Origin of the sequence: Chitinophaga niabensis (genome assembly GCF_039545795.1) — a bacterium.
GTDB lineage: Bacteria > Bacteroidota > Bacteroidia > Chitinophagales > Chitinophagaceae > Chitinophaga > Chitinophaga niabensis_B.
The window spans coordinates 5,592,683-5,612,938 of sequence record NZ_CP154260.1; the positions used below are offsets into that span (position 1 = coordinate 5,592,683).

The 20,256-nt window shown below is 45.9% G+C and carries 14 protein-coding genes; 7 read left to right on the plus strand and 7 right to left on the minus strand.

Annotated features, from left to right (window positions below):
- Positions 1–2 precede the first annotated feature (2 nt).
- Together AAHN97_RS22170 and AAHN97_RS22175 are read right to left on the minus strand one after the other, a co-directional pair.
- Positions 3–635: a response regulator transcription factor gene (locus AAHN97_RS22170; RefSeq protein ID WP_343304283.1), complete on the minus strand. Its 633-nt coding sequence runs from the start codon at positions 633–635 to the stop codon at positions 3–5.
- Positions 622–2,583 (minus strand): tetratricopeptide repeat-containing sensor histidine kinase, encoded by a 1,962-nt coding sequence (locus tag AAHN97_RS22175; protein WP_343304284.1) that lies wholly within the window; start codon positions 2,581–2,583, stop codon positions 622–624. Before AAHN97_RS22175 ends, AAHN97_RS22170 begins: the two co-directional genes overlap by 14 nt.
- Positions 2,584–2,751: 168 nt before the next feature.
- Here AAHN97_RS22175 and AAHN97_RS22180 point away from each other — a divergent pair, with 168 nt between their 5' ends.
- The 7 genes from AAHN97_RS22180 to AAHN97_RS22210 all read left to right on the plus strand — a co-directional run bounded on the left by AAHN97_RS22180 (position 2,752) and on the right by AAHN97_RS22210 (position 12,793).
- Complete coding sequence (locus tag AAHN97_RS22180; protein WP_343304285.1) at positions 2,752–3,144, plus strand: hypothetical protein; 393 nt, start codon at positions 2,752–2,754, stop codon at positions 3,142–3,144.
- 249 nt (positions 3,145–3,393) lie between these two features.
- On the plus strand, positions 3,394–4,281 hold the full coding sequence (locus AAHN97_RS22185) for an oxidoreductase (RefSeq protein ID WP_343304286.1): 888 nt from the start codon (positions 3,394–3,396) through the stop codon (positions 4,279–4,281).
- A 12-nt stretch (positions 4,282–4,293) separates the two neighbouring features.
- Positions 4,294–5,097 (plus strand): AraC family transcriptional regulator, encoded by an 804-nt coding sequence (locus AAHN97_RS22190; protein WP_343304287.1) that lies wholly within the window; start codon positions 4,294–4,296, stop codon positions 5,095–5,097.
- A gap of 95 nt (positions 5,098–5,192) precedes the next feature.
- Positions 5,193–6,977: a histidine kinase gene (locus AAHN97_RS22195; protein WP_343304288.1), complete on the plus strand. Its 1,785-nt coding sequence runs from the start codon at positions 5,193–5,195 to the stop codon at positions 6,975–6,977.
- A 109-nt stretch (positions 6,978–7,086) separates the two neighbouring features.
- On the plus strand, positions 7,087–9,651 hold the full coding sequence (locus AAHN97_RS22200) for a glycoside hydrolase family 16 protein (RefSeq protein ID WP_343304289.1): 2,565 nt from the start codon (positions 7,087–7,089) through the stop codon (positions 9,649–9,651).
- 125 nt (positions 9,652–9,776) lie between these two features.
- Positions 9,777–11,681: a glycoside hydrolase family 2 protein gene (locus AAHN97_RS22205; RefSeq protein WP_343304290.1), complete on the plus strand. Its 1,905-nt coding sequence runs from the start codon at positions 9,777–9,779 to the stop codon at positions 11,679–11,681.
- Between the two features lie 8 nt (positions 11,682–11,689).
- Positions 11,690–12,793 (plus strand): DNA alkylation repair protein, encoded by a 1,104-nt coding sequence (locus tag AAHN97_RS22210; protein WP_343304291.1) that lies wholly within the window; start codon positions 11,690–11,692, stop codon positions 12,791–12,793.
- Positions 12,794–12,992: 199 nt separating this feature from the next.
- On the opposite strand, the gene AAHN97_RS22215 is transcribed toward AAHN97_RS22210, so the two are convergent.
- From AAHN97_RS22215 to AAHN97_RS22235, 5 genes are read right to left on the minus strand one after another with little or no spacing between them, the layout of a single operon-like run.
- The gene (locus tag AAHN97_RS22215; RefSeq protein WP_343304292.1) at positions 12,993–13,361 is read right to left on the minus strand and encodes a RidA family protein; all 369 of its coding nucleotides are present in this window, start codon (positions 13,359–13,361) and stop codon (positions 12,993–12,995) included.
- A gap of 30 nt (positions 13,362–13,391) precedes the next feature.
- Positions 13,392–14,489: an acyltransferase family protein gene (locus AAHN97_RS22220; RefSeq protein WP_343304293.1), complete on the minus strand. Its 1,098-nt coding sequence runs from the start codon at positions 14,487–14,489 to the stop codon at positions 13,392–13,394.
- 54 nt (positions 14,490–14,543) lie between these two features.
- The gene (locus AAHN97_RS22225; RefSeq protein ID WP_343304294.1) at positions 14,544–15,389 is read right to left on the minus strand and encodes a PKD domain-containing protein; all 846 of its coding nucleotides are present in this window, start codon (positions 15,387–15,389) and stop codon (positions 14,544–14,546) included.
- Between the two features lie 25 nt (positions 15,390–15,414).
- Positions 15,415–16,926, minus strand: coding sequence for a RagB/SusD family nutrient uptake outer membrane protein (locus AAHN97_RS22230; RefSeq protein ID WP_343304295.1), 1,512 nt, complete (start codon positions 16,924–16,926; stop codon positions 15,415–15,417).
- Positions 16,927–16,943: 17 nt separating this feature from the next.
- Entirely contained in the window at positions 16,944–20,213 is a 3,270-nt protein-coding gene (locus AAHN97_RS22235; RefSeq protein WP_343304296.1) for a TonB-dependent receptor, read from the minus strand.
- Positions 20,214–20,256: the final 43 nt, after the last annotated feature.

Below are 20,256 nucleotides of genomic sequence, written 5' to 3' on the forward strand. Positions count from 1 at the left end.
AATTACAAAAGCTTTTGCGCTGCTGCCATCTTGATAAGCGCTGCTGTATTACTCGCATCGAACTTCTGCATCAGATTGCGGCGGTGGGTTTCTACCGTGAACTGGCTTACACAAAGTTCTTCCGCAATACTGGCGGATGTTCTTCCTTCAGCGATCATGCCTAATACCTGGATCTCTCTTTTGGTTAAGTGGGGGATGTCTTTTAATTCATTCTGCAAAGGGCGTGTCATGATAGCAGTTACTTCTGCACTGAGGGCAATCTTTCCGGCGAGTACATCATACACACATCGCACGAGTTCTTCTGATGAGGCGTTTTTCAGCAGGTAACCACTGGCGCCCTGTTGCAGCATTTGCATAATAATGCTGCGTTCACTGTGGTTGCTGATGATCAGTACTTTTGTTTCCGGTGAGATCTTCTTTATTTCTTTGCATACCTCTACGCCGTTTATGTCCGGTAATGTGATATCGAGTAATACAATATCCACCCGTTCCGCTTCTTTCAGGAAAGTAAGGAAAGCATTGCCGGTGGTGAAGGTTCCTGCGATATGCAGATCTTCTTCCGCCTGTAATAAGGCGGATAATCCCTGTATCACAATAGGATGATCATCTACAATAACTAGTCTATTCGCTGACATTTAACTCGATATTAATGGTGGTGCCTTCTCCTATTACGGAGTCTATTTCAATTTTGCCTTTCAGGAATTCAATGCGGTTCCTGATATTTTCCCAGCCCAGTCCTTTTCGCCTGTCTGCTTTTGGATCGAAACCTTTTCCGTTATCTTCAATAGAGAGGTAAAACATATTTTCATTCTGGCTGCATTGCAGCATGATCCTGTTAGCGCCGGAGTGTTTGATGGCATTGGCTAACAGTTCCTGTGCGATGCGATAGATGATGATCTGTGTTTTTTCCGGCAGGTCTGGCTGCACCCCTAATGATTCAAAATGTATTTCTAACCCGGGTGCAAAGTTCAGTTCACACATGTCTTTCAGCGCAGTTTCCAATCCGAAGTTCAGCAGGGATTCCGGCATCATGTTACGGGCGATCCTTCTCAGTTCACTTACGGAGTTATCTAACTGGTGAATGACCTGGAATAACTTTTCGTCCTGCGTGATATTGGCTGTACCAGAGAGGTTCATTTTCACACCGGCCAGCATGCCGCCTAATCCATCATGCAGGTCACGTGCCAATCTGCGGCGTTCGCTTTCTTCCCCGTCCAGCATGGCTTTGGCTATTTCCAGTTCCTTTTGTTGCTCGATCTCCTGTAGTTTCCTGGCGGCCAGTTTTTTCTGGCTCCGGTAATATAACAGGGCGAATATGATCACTACCAGCAGAAAGATACTTATAGAAGCCAGCAAAGTAGTGAGGAGCCAGGCGTTTTTGGAAGAGAGCGCAGTTTGCTCATTCTTTGCTTTCAGTGATATGATCTCTTTCTGGCTTTCTGCGTTTTTGTATTTTACTTCCAATGCATTGATATCCCTCGCCATCCTTACTTTGTGCAGGCTATCATTTAGCTCGCTGTATTGTTTTAATAAACTATGCGCCTGGGAGTAGTTGCCCAATCCTTCGTAGGAAGCAGCCAGCCCTTCGTAGACCTTCAAGCGGTTGAGGTCTGTTGACATCAGGTCTTCATCTTTCGATAAGCGCAGCAACAGATCCCTTGCTTTTGCGAAACTTTTTTGTGCTACGAGTGTTTCTGTTTTAAGGATCTCCAGTTCATCTATCCTGTATTTTCCATTCACGCCACCTGCTGAGGCAATCCCTTTATCATAGCTCACCAGTGCGGAATCATACTGTTTCATCTTGTGACGGTAAAGGCCCTCTACCAGGTAATAACCTGCATTCAGCTCAAGTTCCGGGTAAGGCTCGAGCAGCACCTTCATTTCACCCAGTACTTTTTTGGCTTCGGCGTATTTGCCTAAGTTGATATAGTTCTCTCCTGCTCTGTAATATACCATCAACAAGCGGGTAGGCTCTTTGGCAGATGGTTTCAATATAGCGAGGGCTTCGTTGAAATATTCTTCTGCTTTCTCATACTGCTCCGTATTGGTGAATGCCACGGCCACGTTTCCGTATTCAGAGCCCAGCAGCGAACTGTCTTCCGACAGTTTGGCCAGCGGTATAGCTTTGTTCAGAACAATTTCCACATACCCTGCATCATCATCCTGGATCTGTTGCATTACGGCGTAGTTCTGCCATGCATTTGAACGGACGCGGTAGGCGTCTTTTGATGTTTGCCCGATGAGGATCGAATCTGCTTTCATGTAAGCAGCCTGGCTCCTGGGAATGTCTTTATTAATATAATAGTATCCTTCATGTGCGTAGGATTGTGCAAACATGAGCGGGTACTTCCGGCCAAACTTCCGGCCTTCCATAAGGTGGTGTAATACTTTGACGGTATCGCCTTTGGCGAGATAGCTGTAAACCAGTATAAAGTGGAGCTTGGATTTGAGGCTGTCGTTCTTCTCCTTTTGCAGTACCTGTTCAATACTATCTACATATCCTTTCTTTAATAAAGGCAGCTGGGCGGAGCATAACGTCGCCAGGCAAACGAAGAAACAAATAATCAGTAGGAAACGGGTCATGGAAACAAGGTACTTAACAATTGATAATTACGCGAATAAAGTAAAAATATACCGAAAAACCAGTAGAAATAAATCCCTGATATCAGGATTGACCGGCAGCCATAAGTGGGAGTACCTTTACATCGCAGAGATTTAAACTGAATCACCATTTAACGTAAATCATCGATCATGAAATTATCATTGAGACTTTTGTTATTCCCCGCATTGTTATGCATGCTGGCATTTGCAGGATGTTCAGGTAAAGGAGATAATCCTAAACCAACCAGTCACAAGATCAAATACAGAGCAGAGGTTTCTTCCGGCTCCACTATTCACACTGTAATATATATAGCTGCGAGTGGAGAAAACACAACCCTTTCTAACCTGAACGTAGGCACCTGGGAAAGCCAGGAGTTTAATCTTCCTGCAAGTACAGGTGCTGTTTCCCTTGCTGTAGTTGGCACATCTGCCAATACATCTGCTACTATGAAAGTGCAGATCATTGTGGATGGTGTGGTGAAAAAAGAAAGCACCGCTACGGGCGGTACTTCATTTGGTGCCAGTGCTACTTTCTATTTCTAAGGTTACCCTACAACTTAATAGCCCCTCTTCGGCTCCCTTTACTTATAAGTTAAGGGAGCCGATATTATTTTAGCCTGTAGGCCGGGTGAACCCTGGTAAAACACGTGGCGAACCTATGATGAACAAATGACCCCGATGGGTTTTGGTAAAACAGTACAACCCTGAGCCCCTCAACAAACAAATCTGAGCTCTACAGCAAAATCCCCTGCCGATAATCGCCCGACCTTTGTGTTATAAAAACATAAAAACATGGCAAAGATCTGGTTTATCACAGGTAGTTCAAGAGGGCTGGGACGCAGCCTCACAGAAGCAGTACTGGCAAAAGGCGACATGGTAGCCGCAACTGCCAGAAAACCTGAGCAATTAAACGATTTAAAAGAAAAATATCCTACACAACTCCTCACGCTCCAACTGGATGTGACCCAGCAAAAACAAGTACACCAGGCAGTGGCAGATACCGTTGCCCATTTCGGGAAGATAGATGTGCTGGTGAACAATGCAGGTTTTGGCATCACAGGCGCTACAGAAGCTTTTACGGATGAGCAGGTACGCAGTCAGCTCGAAACAAATCTCTACGCTCCCATTGAAGTGACCCGCGCGGTTTTACCTTACATGCGCAAACAACGTTCCGGACGCATTTTACAGATCAGCTCCATTGGCGGACGTGTTGGTAATCCGGGAATTTCTATTTACCAGGCAGCAAAATTCGGTGTAAGCGGATTTTCCGAAGCACTGGCAAAAGAAGTAGCACCATTAGGTATTTACGTTACTTCTGTAGAACCCGGTGGATTCAGAACAGACTGGGCCGGCGATTCCATGACCTATGCTGAAAAAGTAGAAGGATATGAAACCACGGTGGACTGGGTAATTGAATACGTCAGGAAAGGAGGTTTTGTGCCAATGGGCGATCCGGTAAAAGCAGCAAAAGCCATGATCAACCTGGCAGATAATCCTGCTCCGCCGGTACACCTGGTTTTGGGCAGTGAGGCTATCGGCCTGCTTAAAAAAGCGAATGCAGACAGGGACGCAGAAATGGAAAACTGGTTGCCGGTGAGCCTTTCTACAGACCATGATGAAGCTGTTAACTTCCTGGAAACAGAGATGGGCAAAACACTCACCAACAACAAAAACAATTAACTTTGAAGGCATATGCCTACGCAGGAAAAAGATAACAGACCACCTATTCTATACTCCTGTTATACAGAGAAGAACAGGGAAGGCGAACAGTTTGTACCCGGACATGTGTTCGGGTACCAATTGTCCGGCACGCTGGAAATAACGGTGAGCGGCAAAACATACAATATCAACCCGGGAGATTACTTCTTTTTCAGAAAGAACCAATTGGCGCGGTTCCTGAAGAAACCTCCTCCGGGCGAAGAGTTCAGGTCTATTTCCGTATACATGGACCAGGAAACCCTGCATGCCATCAGCGAAGAACATGGCCTGAAAATGAAAAAAACATACACAGGAGAAAATGCCCTCCTGCTGAAACCAAACCCGCTCTTTAAAAACTTCATCGATTCTCTCAAACCTTATATGGAAGGTAGTCCCATCCTTATGGGTTTAAAGGTCAAAGAGGCGATCATGATCCTCCTGGAAACCAACCCGGTATTGCAGGATGTACTGTTTGATTTCAGTGCTCCCGGCAAAATTGACCTGGAAGCTTATATGAACGAACACTATAAGTTCAATGTGGATATCAGTCGTTTTGCCTACCTCACCGGCAGAAGCCTGGCTTCTTTCAAAAGGGATTTTGAGAAGATCTTCCATACTTCCCCCAACCGCTGGTTACAGCAAAAAAGGCTGGACGATGCCTACCACCTGATCAAGGAAAAAGGCTGGCGCTCCTCTGATGTATACCTGGAAGTAGGGTTCAAAGACCTCTCCCATTTCTCCTTCGCCTTCAAAAAAGCCTATGGGATTGCTCCCTCCAGGCTGGACAAAAGGGCCTGAATCCGTTAAGCCGGAAGCCTATTTCATTAATCCGGGGGCCAAAAACATTAAACCGGGTAGGCTAAATCTCCTGCTATTCAGTACTTTTACTGTATATGATGAGGCTGCTGCGTACAATAATTATCCTGCTCTTTACCTGCTCCCCGGTTTTTGCGGATAGCACTAACGGAGCTGATAGTTGGGCGCAGGTGCAAAAAGCCGGTAAAGGTACTATCACAGCTTACTGGTATGATATAGACCCATTCATTTACACAGGCAATAAAGGACAGTTACAGGGCGTGGAATTTGAGCTGATGCAGTCCTTTGTGCAGTATGTAAAACAGAAATACAATTACGATCTCCGTATCCAATGGGAAAATGCAGGTAGCTTCGAGAGCATTTACCGCAAAGTAAAAGACCATACAGCACCTGGTGTGTTTGGCTGGTCTTTTTTCTCCATTACCCCGGAACGCAGGCATGAAGTGAATTTCACCCCTCCTTACATGCCAGACCTCAACATCCTTGTTACCAGTAATGAATTACCGCTCTACACTACTCCCCAGCCTTTTTTTGATCATCTCCAGATGTTACAGGGTTATACCATGGCACATACCACCATGGAAGATGATCTCAAAAAACTACAGGCCCGCAGGAATTTTACCATCTACAGCGAGTATGATGATTATGAAGTATTGCGGAAGATAGCCGGCAGGCAGAATGGTTTCGGATATATTCCACTCACTATTTATGTAGTGGCTTTGCAGAAGGGGATCAAAGTAAAACGCCAGCACATCCTGGTAACAGAGCGGCCCGGTTTTGCAGGGATCTTTTCTAAGAACAGCGACTGGGGACCCGTTGTGAATGAATACTTCCAGAGTTTTGCCTGTAAGCGGAAAACGGATTCGCTGCTGGCCAAATACCTGGGGACTGAAATAGGCCGGATCATTATGGATGGACCGGGTACGAATGAAACAGAACAGCAGAGCGCAGATATAGAACTGTTAACAAAGGAAAGGGAGCTCGTATCCCAGCGCTTAATTGAAACGGCTTTACAGGTGGAACATCAGAAAATGATGCGTAACATTTCCATCGGTGGCGCGTTGGTGATTGTGATCATCGCCATCCTGTTATACAACCGTTACAGAACAAAGAAAAGGCTGAGCGATCAGCTGATCCAGCGCAACAGTATCATCACCCGGCAACATGAAGAAATTGCACTGATGAACCGGAAACTGCAAATGAAAGTATTGCAGGCACAAATGAACCCGCACTTCATTTTCAATTCCCTCAATCACATGCAGTACTACATCAACCAGGGAGACAAATCCATTGCGTTGAAATACGTGTCAAGGTTCTCCCGCTTTATGCGGCTGATCATTCAACAGGCCAACGTAAGCACGGTGAGTGTTGCGGAGGAAGTACTGATGCTGGAACAGTACCTGGGCATGGAACAGATACGGTTTACGGGTAAGTTCAGTTACGATCTCCAGGTAGCTGAAGATGTGCCCGTTAATGAGATCAGGATTCCCCCTTTATTGTTATATCATTACGTAGAGAACTCATTGTATCATGGCATCATGAACAGCGATCGGCATGGAGAGATCCATATTCAATTCTCCTGCACGGCTACCCAACTGATCTGCAGCATCCGGGATAATGGTATCGGCAGAACAGCTGCCAAACGGATCATGGACCAGAAAGCAGGTGTTAGCCCAACGCCGCATAGCGACCTCACAACAGAAAGGGTACATATCATGAATGAAGATGTGCCCGGCAGTATCTCCGTATCCAAAGAAGATATACTTACAAACGGCGAAGTGGATGGCACCCAGGTGCTGATCCGTTTTGCACTGGAGCATGCTATCTCCAAAGCTCCGGAAGAAGCGCTGCACATTGTATAATGGGAATGTTCCCACAGAATGGGAATGCTCCCATGGCCATTTCAGTGGGCATATGTGGTATTTAAAGGAATTAAATGTTCAAATTTAATTAACCACATTATGAACTTCCATGAGAAAAACTGTACACGCAATCGCGCTGTTGCTGCTTTTTGCATTGCAAAGCCAGGCGCAGGCTCCTTCAGGTTATACACTCACCTGGTCAGATGAATTCAATACCTCCACGCTTGACACTACCATGTGGAAATACCGCATCGGGTCCAGTGGCACCAGTTATCAGCGATCTGAGAATGTAGTGCCGGATAGTGGAAAGATCAGGATCGATCTGAAAAGAGAACCTTTTATGGGGAAGGAACTCACCGGAGGCGGCATCATCACAAAAACACCCCGGCGATATGGGTACTACGAAGTACGTGTAAAATTAGATGCCAGTTATGGATGGCATGAGGCCTTCTGGACTTCCTGGCTGAGTGGTTTCGATGACCCCAATGCCGGCAGCAGCCAGACGATGAACAGGATAGAAATAGACTGCTTTGAGCACTACCCTGATTATGCCGGTAATTATTACACCTATGGCACTATTCAGTGGTATCCCATACAAGGTAATGCCAACAGGGATTACAGAACGGTTGCGGAAAATCTTACCACCTCCTACAATACCTTCGGTTTTGAATATACACCGGACTATCTCAATTACTTTTATAACGGCACACTGGTAAAAACGATAGACACGAGAACTTTACCCACACATGATCTCTATCTATGGTTATCTGGCATTGCCACCAAAACCAATGCTGCAGATTCCGGTGCGGTGTTCTTTGATTACCTCCGCTGTTATGAAATATCTCCTGCCAATTACAACACCCGCAAAACTGCTTTCATTGCTTACCTGGATTCTCTGAAACTCCCGATACAATCTGCGGGCCATGATCTCTGGATTGAAGCAGAAGATTTTAAAGATCCAAAGAACTGGACAAAAGAGTTCGATGAAAATGCCACCGTACTGAAGGGTTTCACATCCCGCGTGGTGGGAAGGGATAGCAGTGAGCTTACTGCCACTACCACTATCCGCATAGATTCCGCAGGTACTTATAAGTTATGGGTAAGAGCAAGAGATTTTACCACCGGCCCCGGTACCCGGAAATTCAAAGTGTTTGTAAACGGACAATTGGTGGCAGGAGAATTTGGTACACATGGCATCAATGGTTATGCCTGGCAGAACGGTGGCACCTTCTATCTCCCCAAAGGCAATGTAACGATCAAAATATTTGACAGCTCACAGAACTTTGCCCGCTGCGATAAATTATTGCTGACCACAGATACTGCTTTTGTACCTGTTGGCAGTGGCGGCAATTCCAATGTGCTGCATGTGGAACCTTTGCTGGATTTCCCTCCTTTCACTGCGGGTAACATAGTGGTAACAAGGATCGGAGATGGTGCAGCGGCTTTAGTGACAGGGAATGCGCATCCTGTTTTCCTGGATGAATATACACCTGCGGGTGTGTTGGTAAGAAGTATCCCCATGCCGGTTACGGCTATCGGCCTGAACAAAAAACTTACCTTATCAGTATCCACAACAGATCATACAGAAGGCTATCTCAGCCGTTCCCCGGATGGCCGTTTCCTTGCACTGGCAGGATATGATGCAGCTCCGGGATTAGCCAGCGTAAGCACTTCCACACTGAACAGGGTTATTGGCATTGTCAATGCCGCAGGCACAATTAACACTACCACCAGTTTGAATACTTTCAGCGGTGTGGTGGTCCGGTCTGCTGTAACCAGCGATGGTACGGATATCTGGACAACCGGCGGAAATAATGGCATCAGATATACTACGCTTGGTTCCTCTGCTTCTGTTGCACTGGCGGCTCAAACAGGCCGTTGCCTGCAGATCTTCGATAATCAGTTATATGCTTCTACTACTGCCACCAATTACCGCATCGCAAAAATAGGAACTGGGCTTCCGAAAACAGCAGGGCAGACACTAACGAACCTGCCGGGCTTTGCGACTGCTTCGGGGAGCCCTTATGGCATTTACTTTGCAGACCTTAGTACTTCCGTGGCGGGTTTGGATGTAATGTATGTAGCGGAGGAAGGGACGAATGCATTATCTAAATACTCATTGGTATCAGGCAGTTGGGTATTGAATGGAAAGATCGGTAGTATTGCGGATACTTACAGAGGGCTTACAGGCGAACAATCCGGTGGGGATGTTGTATTATATGCAACCCGCAAGAATAGTGAGATAGTTGCTGTTTTAGATACTACGGGGTATAATACCAGTTTTGCAGGTATGCCGGTTACCTTGTTAGCTACTACGGCTACTAATACACTTATCAGGGGGATTGCGTTAGCACCGGATACAAGTATTGTTTTAATGGGTAGCGGGTTGGCTGTTATGGCTCCGGTTAGAACAGCTCCTTCTTCCTCTTTACAAGTAATCCCGCAGGGTGACCGGCAAACTTTACAGGTGATCATTCAGGCAAAAGAAAAGATGCAGGGTTTCCTGCAGATCGTTAATATTGGGAGCGGAAAGATTGTGTATGTGCAGGCGATCACTGCGGAGAAGGGGAGATCTAATTATACAGTAAGAATTAAAGACCGCACAGCGGGGTTGTACATTGCCTCGTATCAAACGGGTGCGGAGAAATTGGATGATAAGTTTTTTAAGCAATAACGTTTCTAAGAAATTACCTCGTATCAAACGGGGGCGGAGAAATTGGATGATAAGTTTCTTAAGCAATAACGTTTCTAAGAAGATAACTGAATTAACGGTAAGATTTAAGTCTTTAAGCAATGATAATGAAGAGAATTGTTCTTTTGGTGACGGTGCTCATGCTGACTGTTTCTACTTATGCCCAGTCGTTAAACGGCGACTGGTCCTTTGCCCTGGACCCGCTCAAAATAGGAGAACAGGATGGATGGACGACACCAACATTTCCGGATAACAAGCTGGACAAAGTAACCGTACCCCATTCTTACTCCGTTGATAAAAGGTTCTTTTTCTATACCGGCAATGCATGGTATTTCAGGAAGTTTGATGCACAGCCGCTGAAACCAAGCTATAAAGCCTTCATCAATTTTGATGCGGTGTTTTATAAATGTGATATCTGGCTCAATGGCCATAAAGTAGGTAGTCATGAAGGAGGGTATACTCCTTTCGCTATTGATGTAACACAACATCTTCAGCAAAAGAACACCTTATCCATTAAAGTAGATAATTCATGGGATAGCACTACTATCCCCGGTTCTAAAACAAGGGATTCCAACTATAATGCCATTAGTGCACAGTTATATCCCTGGATCAATTACGGCGGGATCACTAAACCAGTGGCATTACAGATAAGGCCTTCCACCTATATTCATCATCTGAAAATAGAAGCGGAGCCCGATCTGAAAAAAGGTACTGCACGGATCTTTATTCGTACAGATGGCGTTTTGGTAAACCTCTACAGCGGAGGCAAAAAATTGCCTGCCAGTTTTAAACCGGCAAACGGAGGATGGCAAACTATCCTTCCTGCAAAAGATGTACAGCTGTGGAGCCACGACAATCCCTACCTGTACACAGCAGAAGTAATAAACGGAGAAGATACGGTAAGAAGCAATTTCGGTATCCGGAAAATTGAAGTAAAGAATGCGCAGTTGCTCTTGAACGGGCAGCCCATAAAAATGGGAGGTTGCAACAGGCCAGCTGATTACCCTGGCCAGGGATCACTTGACCCCAACAATGTATTACAGCAAGACCTTACATTGATCAAATCTTCCGGCATGGAACTTTCGCGCATTGCACACCATGCCGTTTCCAAAGACCTGCTGGACTGGGCAGATAAACACGGCATGCTCATCATCACAGAAGCCGGTAACTGGCAACTTTCTCCGAAACAAATGGCAGATCCCCTGATCCGGGAAAAGTTCAGATCACAAATGAAAGAAATGGTGGAAAGGGATTGGAATCATCCTTCCGTGGTCGCGTATTCATTAGGGAATGAATTCTACTCCCAGCGTGCAGAGGGACAGGCATGGGTGAAAGATATGGCACAGTTCACCAGGGAACTGGACCCTACCCGCCTGATCACCTTTGCGAGCAATATTGTTTTCAGGGATTACATCAAAAAACCGGAAGACGAGGCCTCTCAATATGTTGATTTCGTGAGTGCGAATGTATATGCCAAACATGCGGAATGGGTGGCGCGCATTCATGAACTATATCCTTCTAAACCGGTATACATCAGTGAATTTGGCATCATGGCCACCAGCAATAAAACGGAACAGGACAGGATCAAATATCTGCAGGATGCCATTGCCGTTTTCCGCAAAGCAGATTATGTGGTAGGCGCTTCCATCTGGACCTTCAACGATTATCTCAGCCGGTACCCGCAGACCAACCCGGATGGATACAGGTCATGGGGAATAGTAACGCCAGACAGGCAACCACGGGAATCCTATTACATCATACAGAAAGAATTCTCTCCGGCATTGATAGAAATAGTCAGCAATCAGGGAGGTAAACTAACCGTAAAAATTAAATCGAGAGCAGATTTCCCCGCTTATACCCTAAAGGGATATAAAGTGAAACATGGTGGGCAGACATCGGACCTTCCGGTTATGCAACCAGGTGATACGCAGACGTTAACTTTTAATGCAGAAAATGATCCGGTGGAGTTGATCAAACCGGGTGATTTTGTGATCCTGCGGCAGAAGTTATAAATTTGCGTATGGCCAGTTTACTGAAAGATATTTACTCCAAAGAATTCTACGAAGGGTTTTCAACTATACTCACACAACATATTCCTTCCTTTTCCAAAAAGGAATTTCTGAAACGCATTTTCACGAAAGATTTTGAGTCAAAGGAATTAAAAGAAAGAATGAGGCACACTACTACGGTGCTTCATTCTTTCTTTCCGGAAGATTATGCTGCTACCACCCAGCTTTTAGGAAAGATCATCAGCTCCCTGCGGGAAAACGATTTCGGGGAAGACAGCCTGGCATTTATGATCCTGCCGGATTATATAGAGGTATATGGCCTGGAACATTATCAGCATTCCGTAAAAGCACTGGAACAGGTGACGCAGTTTGTAAGTTGTGAATTTGCGGTAAGGCCCTTCCTCTTACAATATGGAGAGAAGATGATGCAGCAGATGACGAAATGGTCTTTACACAAGAATCATAAAGTAAGGCGCTTAAGCAGTGAAGGTATGCGGCCGAAATTACCCTGGGCCATGGCAGTGCCTGCATTAAAGAAAGATCCGCTGCCGGTATTGGCCTTATTGGAAAACCTGAAGAACGATCCTTCAGAATGGGTAAGGCGCAGTGTGGCCAATAACCTGAATGATATTTCGAAAGATCATCCCCACCTGGTGCTGGACATTGCTAAAAAGTGGAAGGGGATCGGGAAGGAAACGGATGCGATCATCAAACACGGCAGCCGTACTTTACTGAAACAAGGGCATGCGGAGATATTGCAGTACTACGGACTGGATGGGGGTAATATGCAACTCAGCAACTTTAAGATCCTCACGCCGAAAGTGAAAATAGGTGATGCACTCGCGTTCTCATTTTCGATCCGTAATAATAATACGACCACACAGACTGTGCGGCTGGAATATGCCATCTATTACAGGAAGGCCAATGGGCAGCTATCTAAAAAAGTATTTAAGATCAGCGAGAAACCGTATGGGCCCGGTGAGCAGGCGGAAATACTCAGGAAGCAGAAATTTATCCTGATCACTACACGAACGTTCTATAAGGGTAAACATGAGATGTCTGTTATCATCAACGGGCAGGAGAAAATAACAGGGGAGTTTTTATTAGTGGAATAGGTGCAGTTATTCGCGGAGCGGGCTCATCCCAGCTACAGGCTGTTTCTGCGGACACAGCAGGCATGGGTTATTTTCGAAAACACAGCAGGCATGGGTTATTTTCGCAACCGCAGCAGCCGCAGGTTATTTTCGCAACCACAGCAGGCACGGGTTATTTTCGCAGCCGCAGCAGGCACGGGTTATTTTCGCAGCCGCAGCATCAATCCGCGGCAACCACCTCAATCTCCAGCAACCACTGATCATCATAGATCCCTGCAATTACAATGGTCATAGCAGGCTGGTGATTGCCCAGCACTTCATTCCTTACATCAAAATTCTCATTTCTGTATTGGCGGCCGGCCAGGAAAATAGTGATCTTGACGATGTTCCTCAACGTCATGCCGGCATTTTTCAGGCGGGTTTCAATGTTCTGCCAGGTAAGGAAACACTGCTCCCGGAAAGTATCGGGTATGTAGCCCCGTTCATCTTCCGGCACCTGGCCGCTTACAAATACAAATCGTTTTGGACCGCTTACGGCGTAAGCCTGTGAGTAGGCAGCGCCAGTTGGCTCTATTGGCTGATAGGTCATGAATATAGGGATATTGGTTACCCTGTAAAGTTACAACTTAAAAAAGATCTTTTTCTGATACAGCCAGTAACAAACGTACCATTCTAACAGCAATACGGCCACTGCGGAAACCAGGGCCTGCCAGTTTTCGGATACACTTAAAAAGCCCAAACCTCCTTTCACAAAGATGCCCACTGCCCCATTTACCCATTGATACCCTACGGTTTCAAAGAAGATATAAATGAAGATAGAGTTCATGCCCACTACCACAGCGATCCAGGTATATTTTTGATGGTCTTTTATATCTATCCACCAGTACAGGGCTGCGAGGATGAGGGTTACATAACCCAGGGAGGTTAATACAAATCCGCCGGTACTGATGCGTTTGATAATAGGAGAAATACCACCCAGGTCAACCGCATAACCCAGCGCCAAAGCAATCAGCCCGGATATAATGAGGGTTTTGATTTTAAAGGCGGAAGACCGGGAACTCATTAATAGTTTTCCTGCGGATACCCCTAAAATGGTATGCGCTGCGGTGGGGATGCAGTTGATGGTTACCCATCCTCCGTTATTGATCTTACCCATGAACAGGGTATCCATATAGGCACCGAAGTTATGACCCTGTATAAATGGCTGATCAAAACCCGGCATCAGGATCGTTCTGTACAACACATCGTTGAGGATGATCATGAACAGTGCGGCACTTATTTGTACGGTAAAAGATCTCCTGATCAGGAAATAAGCTACCAATGTGGTAAAGGATAATTGGGTAAGCACATTCCAAAGTTCCCATACCAGCTTCCCCGCATAAATGCAATGTAAACCGGTACCCAGCAGAAATAACTTCAAACTCCGTATGGCAATGTGTTTAAAATTATCCCGTTCGGATACACCTTTGTTTCTTTTACGTTCTACGGCAATGTACATCGCGGTGCCGGCCATGAACATAAAGGCTGGTTGTATGAGGTCCCAGAAACGCAGGCCATGCCAGGGATGGTGAAAGAACTGGTCTATCAGTACACCCGGTTGCAAGTCTTCTATAGCGTGGTAGAGATTAGCACTTTCAGCAGCGAGGAATATCATGATCATGCCCCGCATAACGTCCAGGGATAATAATCTTCCTTCCGGTTTTAAGGTAGTGGTCATATCCATACAAAATAGCAAAAAAATAACCGGGGCAATAGCGCCCCGGTTTTTGTATTACTCAAAGTTGATCAGTAGAGAAGATTGCCCCGCATCAGGTATCTGACCTAATCCGGCAGACCAGTCGCTTTTTGTAGCCACGATCCCTACACGGAAGGCCGTGGTGGCAGCTAAGTTTTTGATCTTGGAACGAACGATGCGCATTTCAAACTTCAGTACGCCGCCGCTTTGTACTTTGGCGCCTACCTGGTAATGTTCTGTGGCACCGCTGGGATCAAATGAGAAAGCATTCTGTGCACCTTTATGATTGAAGGCATCCAGCCAGTCACCCAAAATATTTCCTTCCAGCAGCACATCGTATCCGCCACCTGGAACACTACCGGTGAGCAAACCTGTAGTGGCATCGTTATCTGTATCCAGGTAAAAGTCGTAGATATCTCCGTTGGCTTCTGTGCTGTTCACTTCTATATATACATATACATAGGATGCATCGTAATCGAACTTCGCTTTGCGGAAGAATTTTTCTCCGGCGCCGGAAGTAAGTACGTATTGTGATACGTTATCCCAGTCTGCCAGTGAATTATCATTCAGCTTCACGGGTGATGTTTTGGCGATGTAGATCACCGTGGAACCTTCAGATACACGGCCATCTTTGGTAGTGGCATATAAGGTGGGCACGTACTTACCTTTTTCAGGGTACGTGTGCACAGGACTTTGTTCCGTGGAAGTAGCCCCATCCCCAAATTCCCAGCGGTAGGAAACGGCACCACTGGTTTCGTTGGTGAAGGTCACCGTTTTATCTTCTATGTTCACAGTATAAAAAATATCTGCTTCCGGTTTTACCTCGTCCTTTTTACAACCGGCTATCAGTGGCAGCAGGAGAATATATTTAATGATCTTCATGATAATGCGGCATTAAAGTTAGCAATCAGGGATTCTGTCCACAGAGTTTATTGGTCTGTATCTCATCTATCGGAATGTAATAGATGATGCGGTTATTATCCCATTTCGTGATCATATTGGCGTAATTGGCAGGATTTACGGACAGATTGATATCTGACTCCTTCAACCCCGGCAAATGATAACCCCAGTATGTTCTATTCAGGTCCTGTTTATTGCGGTATACATCATAATTACGGTGACCTTCAAAAGCCAGTTCTATCCGTCTTTCCTTCAGTACGGTTTGCAGTACTGTTTTACCGGCAGGCACTACACCATTGTACAATGAATTTTCCAAACCACGGTTCTGGCGGACCATATCCACAGCCGCCAGCGCGCCGGCAGTATTATTGGATTTAGCCATGGCCTCCGCTTTGTTAAGGTACATTTCCGCAAGGCGGAACATAATGGGAGAACTCAGCGTAGGGCTTCCTCCCTGGAAAGAGAATTTGCTGATATAGTAGATATCGATGCCATTTTTCTTTTGGATCACATTACCCACTTTCAGGGGTTTGATGTAAGACCATCTTACATCTTCCATATGGGCAGACATGGTATCACGTAAAGATTGGGAAGCATATTCTTCTCCCCATCCGGAGTTACCATCTGAATACAACATAGAAGCAATGGAACCGGCCTTTCCGTAATCATCCGCGGCGGTGAATGCTACACAGAAGATGGTTTCTTTTCCGGTGAGCGCATTGGCAAACAGGGTAGGAAAACTGGCAGCGGTTTCCAGTGTAAAACGGCCGGAGCTGATCACTTTGTCTGCATAATAAATGGTACTGTCGTTCACATCTTTATAGAGGTACGCCCTGGAGAGCAAAGCCCATGCAGCTTCTTTGGAAGCAAACTGTACACCACGGGGTTGCGCCATCAGGCTGGCACCTTTTTCTGCATCGGCTACAACAGCATTGTATACTTCCGCTACGGTGGCCCTTCCTTTCTGTCCGGGGTCACTTACAGAAGTACGTAAGATGATACCCGCAGCAGCGGGGTCGTGTGTATAGGGTTTGGCATATAACCTTACGAGGTTAAAATGACAGAAGGCCCTTAAGAAATAACATTCGCCGATCAGTTGTTTGATGCTTTCATCCGGGTTCGCGATCTTCTCTGCGGACTCCAATACCGTGTTCACATCATTAATGATCTTATAAGAGATATACCAGAAATAGCGGCTGTTAGTTTGTGTAGCAGTATGATCGCCGGAGAAACTATAAAACAGCGGGTCCGTAGTGGTTTGGCCACATACGATATCATCTCCTGCAAAATCACTCATCTGGAAATACTGGCGCAGGTACATGTTGTTCCCGTCTACCGTTCCATTGAAAGACACATGGTCTTTGAACAAAGCGTAGGCACCATTCAATCCCTGTTGCAATCCTTCTTTGGTTCCTGTTAAAGTGCCGGTGGTGATGGAATCGCTGGGATCCACATCTTTCAGGCAGCCGGTCATTAACAGCGGTATAATTAATAGTTGTAAAATGAATTTTGTCTTCATGATCTTATAATTTTTTCCTAAAACCGGATGTTAACGTTAAACAGGTACTGGCGATTATTGGGATACTTGAAGTCGGACAGACCAGGCATCACATAACTGCCGGAAGAGATCGTGGTGGCAGGGTCTTGCCCCAGGAATTTCGTGAACGTGTAAACATTATCCGCCGTTAATGAAAGTGTAACCCCATCCAAACGGAGCGGGCTGATCCATGTTTTTGGCAAAGTATAGGACAGTGAAATATTTCTGATAGATAAGAAGCTGCCATCCTTCAGGTAACGCGTGGATGTTTCCGTAGCATTGGCCGCATTCTGCGGGCTGGGCTCTGTGGCAATGTCTCCTGGTTTCGTCCAGGTTTTATAACCGGAAGGCAATACGATCTGGTTGTAGTATGGTTCCATACCATCATTCATCACAAAACGCAGCGAGTTGGAGAATACCTTGTTACCGGAAATAAAGTAACCATTTACACTCAGGGTAAAGTTTTTATACTTCCATTGAGAAGTGATACCGCCCTGGAACTTAGGCAATGCAGATCCCACTTCCTGGTAAGTAGCGGCAGCATAATCGTTCGTTACTTCGCGGGACACTACTTTTCCGTCTGCATCTTTCTCCAGCACTTCCCATTGTGGCGCACCTGTTTCTTTATCTACACCTAACCATTTAGGCATGTAGAATTCATAGAGGTTACCACCGTTGCGGTAGATCTGTGAAATACTCCAGGTAGGTTGTGTGCGGATGATGTCGCTGGGCAGTTTCTGTAATTTATTGGAATTGAAGTTGATGTTGAAATCTGTGCTCCACTCAAAATCCTTCGTTTTAATATTCACACTGCTGATGCCGAATTCAACACCATTGTTTACGATCTCGCCTGCATTCTCCCAACGTTGTTCAAAACCAACGGAGAGTGGCTGGGATACCTGTAACAGGAGGTTCTTCGTTACGTTATTATATACATCTACTGTAAAGTTCACGCGTTTGAATAATCCCACATCGATACCGGCATTCAGCTGGTGTTTACTTTCCCAGGTAAGATCAGGGCTGGGCAATTGTAAGGGAACTGCCGCTGTACCACCATTATACTGGCTGCTCAAGGAGTACAATCCCAGGTAACGGGAAGAACCGATATCCTGTGTACCCGTTACGCCATAGCTGCCGCGGAGTTTTAATTCATCCAGCCATTCCACGCCTTGCAGGAAAGATTCCTTGCTCATCATCCAGGCTGCTGACACTGCCGGGAAGGAACCATATCTTTTACTGGAAGGGAAAGCAGAAGAACCATCTATGCGGTAAGAAGCCGTGAGGAAATATTTATCACGGAAACCGTAGTTCACCTGTGAGATAAGGGATTGCAAAATGCCCTGATCGTTACGGCCGGTAACCAATTGATTATTGGATACTACATTCAAAACAGAGAGGCCAGTGGGTAATCCTTTACCGGATGCCCCTACGATCTCTGTTTTGCTGTTCTCAATAGCCACACCTGCAAGACCGCTGATTGAATGATCTCCTTTGCGGAAATTGAATTTCAGGAGGTCTGTGGAGATCACGCCATAATTCAATGTACCCAGTTCATTCAGGAAACCGGTGCCGTGATATAAACCCGCTACCACAGGAGAATAGAAATCTGTTGACTTGTTATAATTCACAGCGCCGCGGTTGGTACTGGAGAAGGAGAGCCAGTCTGTGATCTGGATGTTCAGGTTCAGATCATAGTTAGCGTTGAAGCTCTTATAAGGATGATTGGAATTCCGGATCGTATGCACCGGGTTCGTTTTATCCCTGGACCACCATTTGGCAGTAGTATTACCATCTACATAAACCGGCTGGCCGTTTGCATCATAGGGATTATCCCAGGGCATATTCAGGTAAGCATAGAACACATCTTCATAATTGAAGCTCTTACCGCTGGCTGCACTGAGGTTGATGTTATTGGTAACGCTTACCTTTTTAGAGAAGTGATGCGTGGAATTACCGCGAAGATTGATCCGCTGGAAATTGGTATTCAGGAAAGTACCTTTTTCATTATAATAGGAGATACTGGTATAGTATTCATTCTTTTCATTGGCGCCGCTGGCGGAAATGAAGTAATTCTGCACAGGTGCTGTGGGGAACATGGTAGTGAGCCAGTTGTAATGCTGGTTCCTCAGTTCCCTTGGGCGTTCGCTGTAGAATTTGAGCAGGTCGATCTTGTGCGAGCTATTGGCAGTACCGGGAATGTAATCGCGGTATAACTCTTTGTGGCGTTCGTATAACTGCGCGCCATTCATCATATCTATCTTACCAAAATCCGGTTGGCGGAAACCTGTTACAGCCCTCGCTTCGAACCTTACTTTATCACCACGACCTTTTTTAGTGGTAACAATGATCACACCGGCGTTAGCCTGTGAACCATACATGGCTGTAGCACCGGCATCCTTCAATACAGAAATACTTTCCACATCATTGGGATCGAAATTGCCGCCGATGATACCATCTACCACATAGAGGGGTGTTTGAGATGCATTCACAGAAGAAACACCTCTCAGTCTTATTTCGGAAACGCTGCCGGGTACACCGGAACTATTTACTACCTGTAAACCGGCTACCTTTCCCTGTAACATGGAACCCACATCATTCGTGGTTACATCTTTCAGTTTTTCTGAAGAAACGGTGGTTACAGAACTGGTGAGTTCGCTCTTCCTTTTGTCACTGTAGCCAACCACTACGATCTCATTGAAATTCTTGGTGTCTTCCTGCAACACCAGGCTCAGTGGCTGGCCCGTGGCGCTCACTTCTCTTGTAACAAAACCAATACTGCTGATGGTGAGGATTGCACCGGGACGGACATCTTTTAACATAAAGAGGCCTTGCTCATTTGATTGGGTACCTCTTGCTGTTCCTTTTATTAAAATAGTAGCACCTGGGAGTGGGGAATTGTCTGAAGCCGTAATTTTCCCGGTTTGTGTAATGGTAGTATCTGCTGCTTTCGGTGCGGTTGTTTCAATGCCCGCATCCGGTATTTTTTTGATCACGAAACTGTTGCCTTCCAGTGCGTACATCACCTGTTGGTCTTTCAGGCAAAGCTCCAGCAACTGTTGAACGGTTACGTCCTTTACATGGAGGGAAACCGGGCGGGTGTTGGACAATACTTTTTCCGAATACACAATGGAAACGCCGGTTTGCGTGATCACTTCTGCGAAAACCTTCCGTAGTGGCATGTCTTTCACCGTCATGGTTACTTTTTGGGAGTAACCGGCGGCCGAGACGTGCAGGCAGGTAATAAGCATCAGGAATGTGGTTAGTTTCATAACCCTTAACATTTTGGTTGACAGCCCGCATGAATGGCGGGCC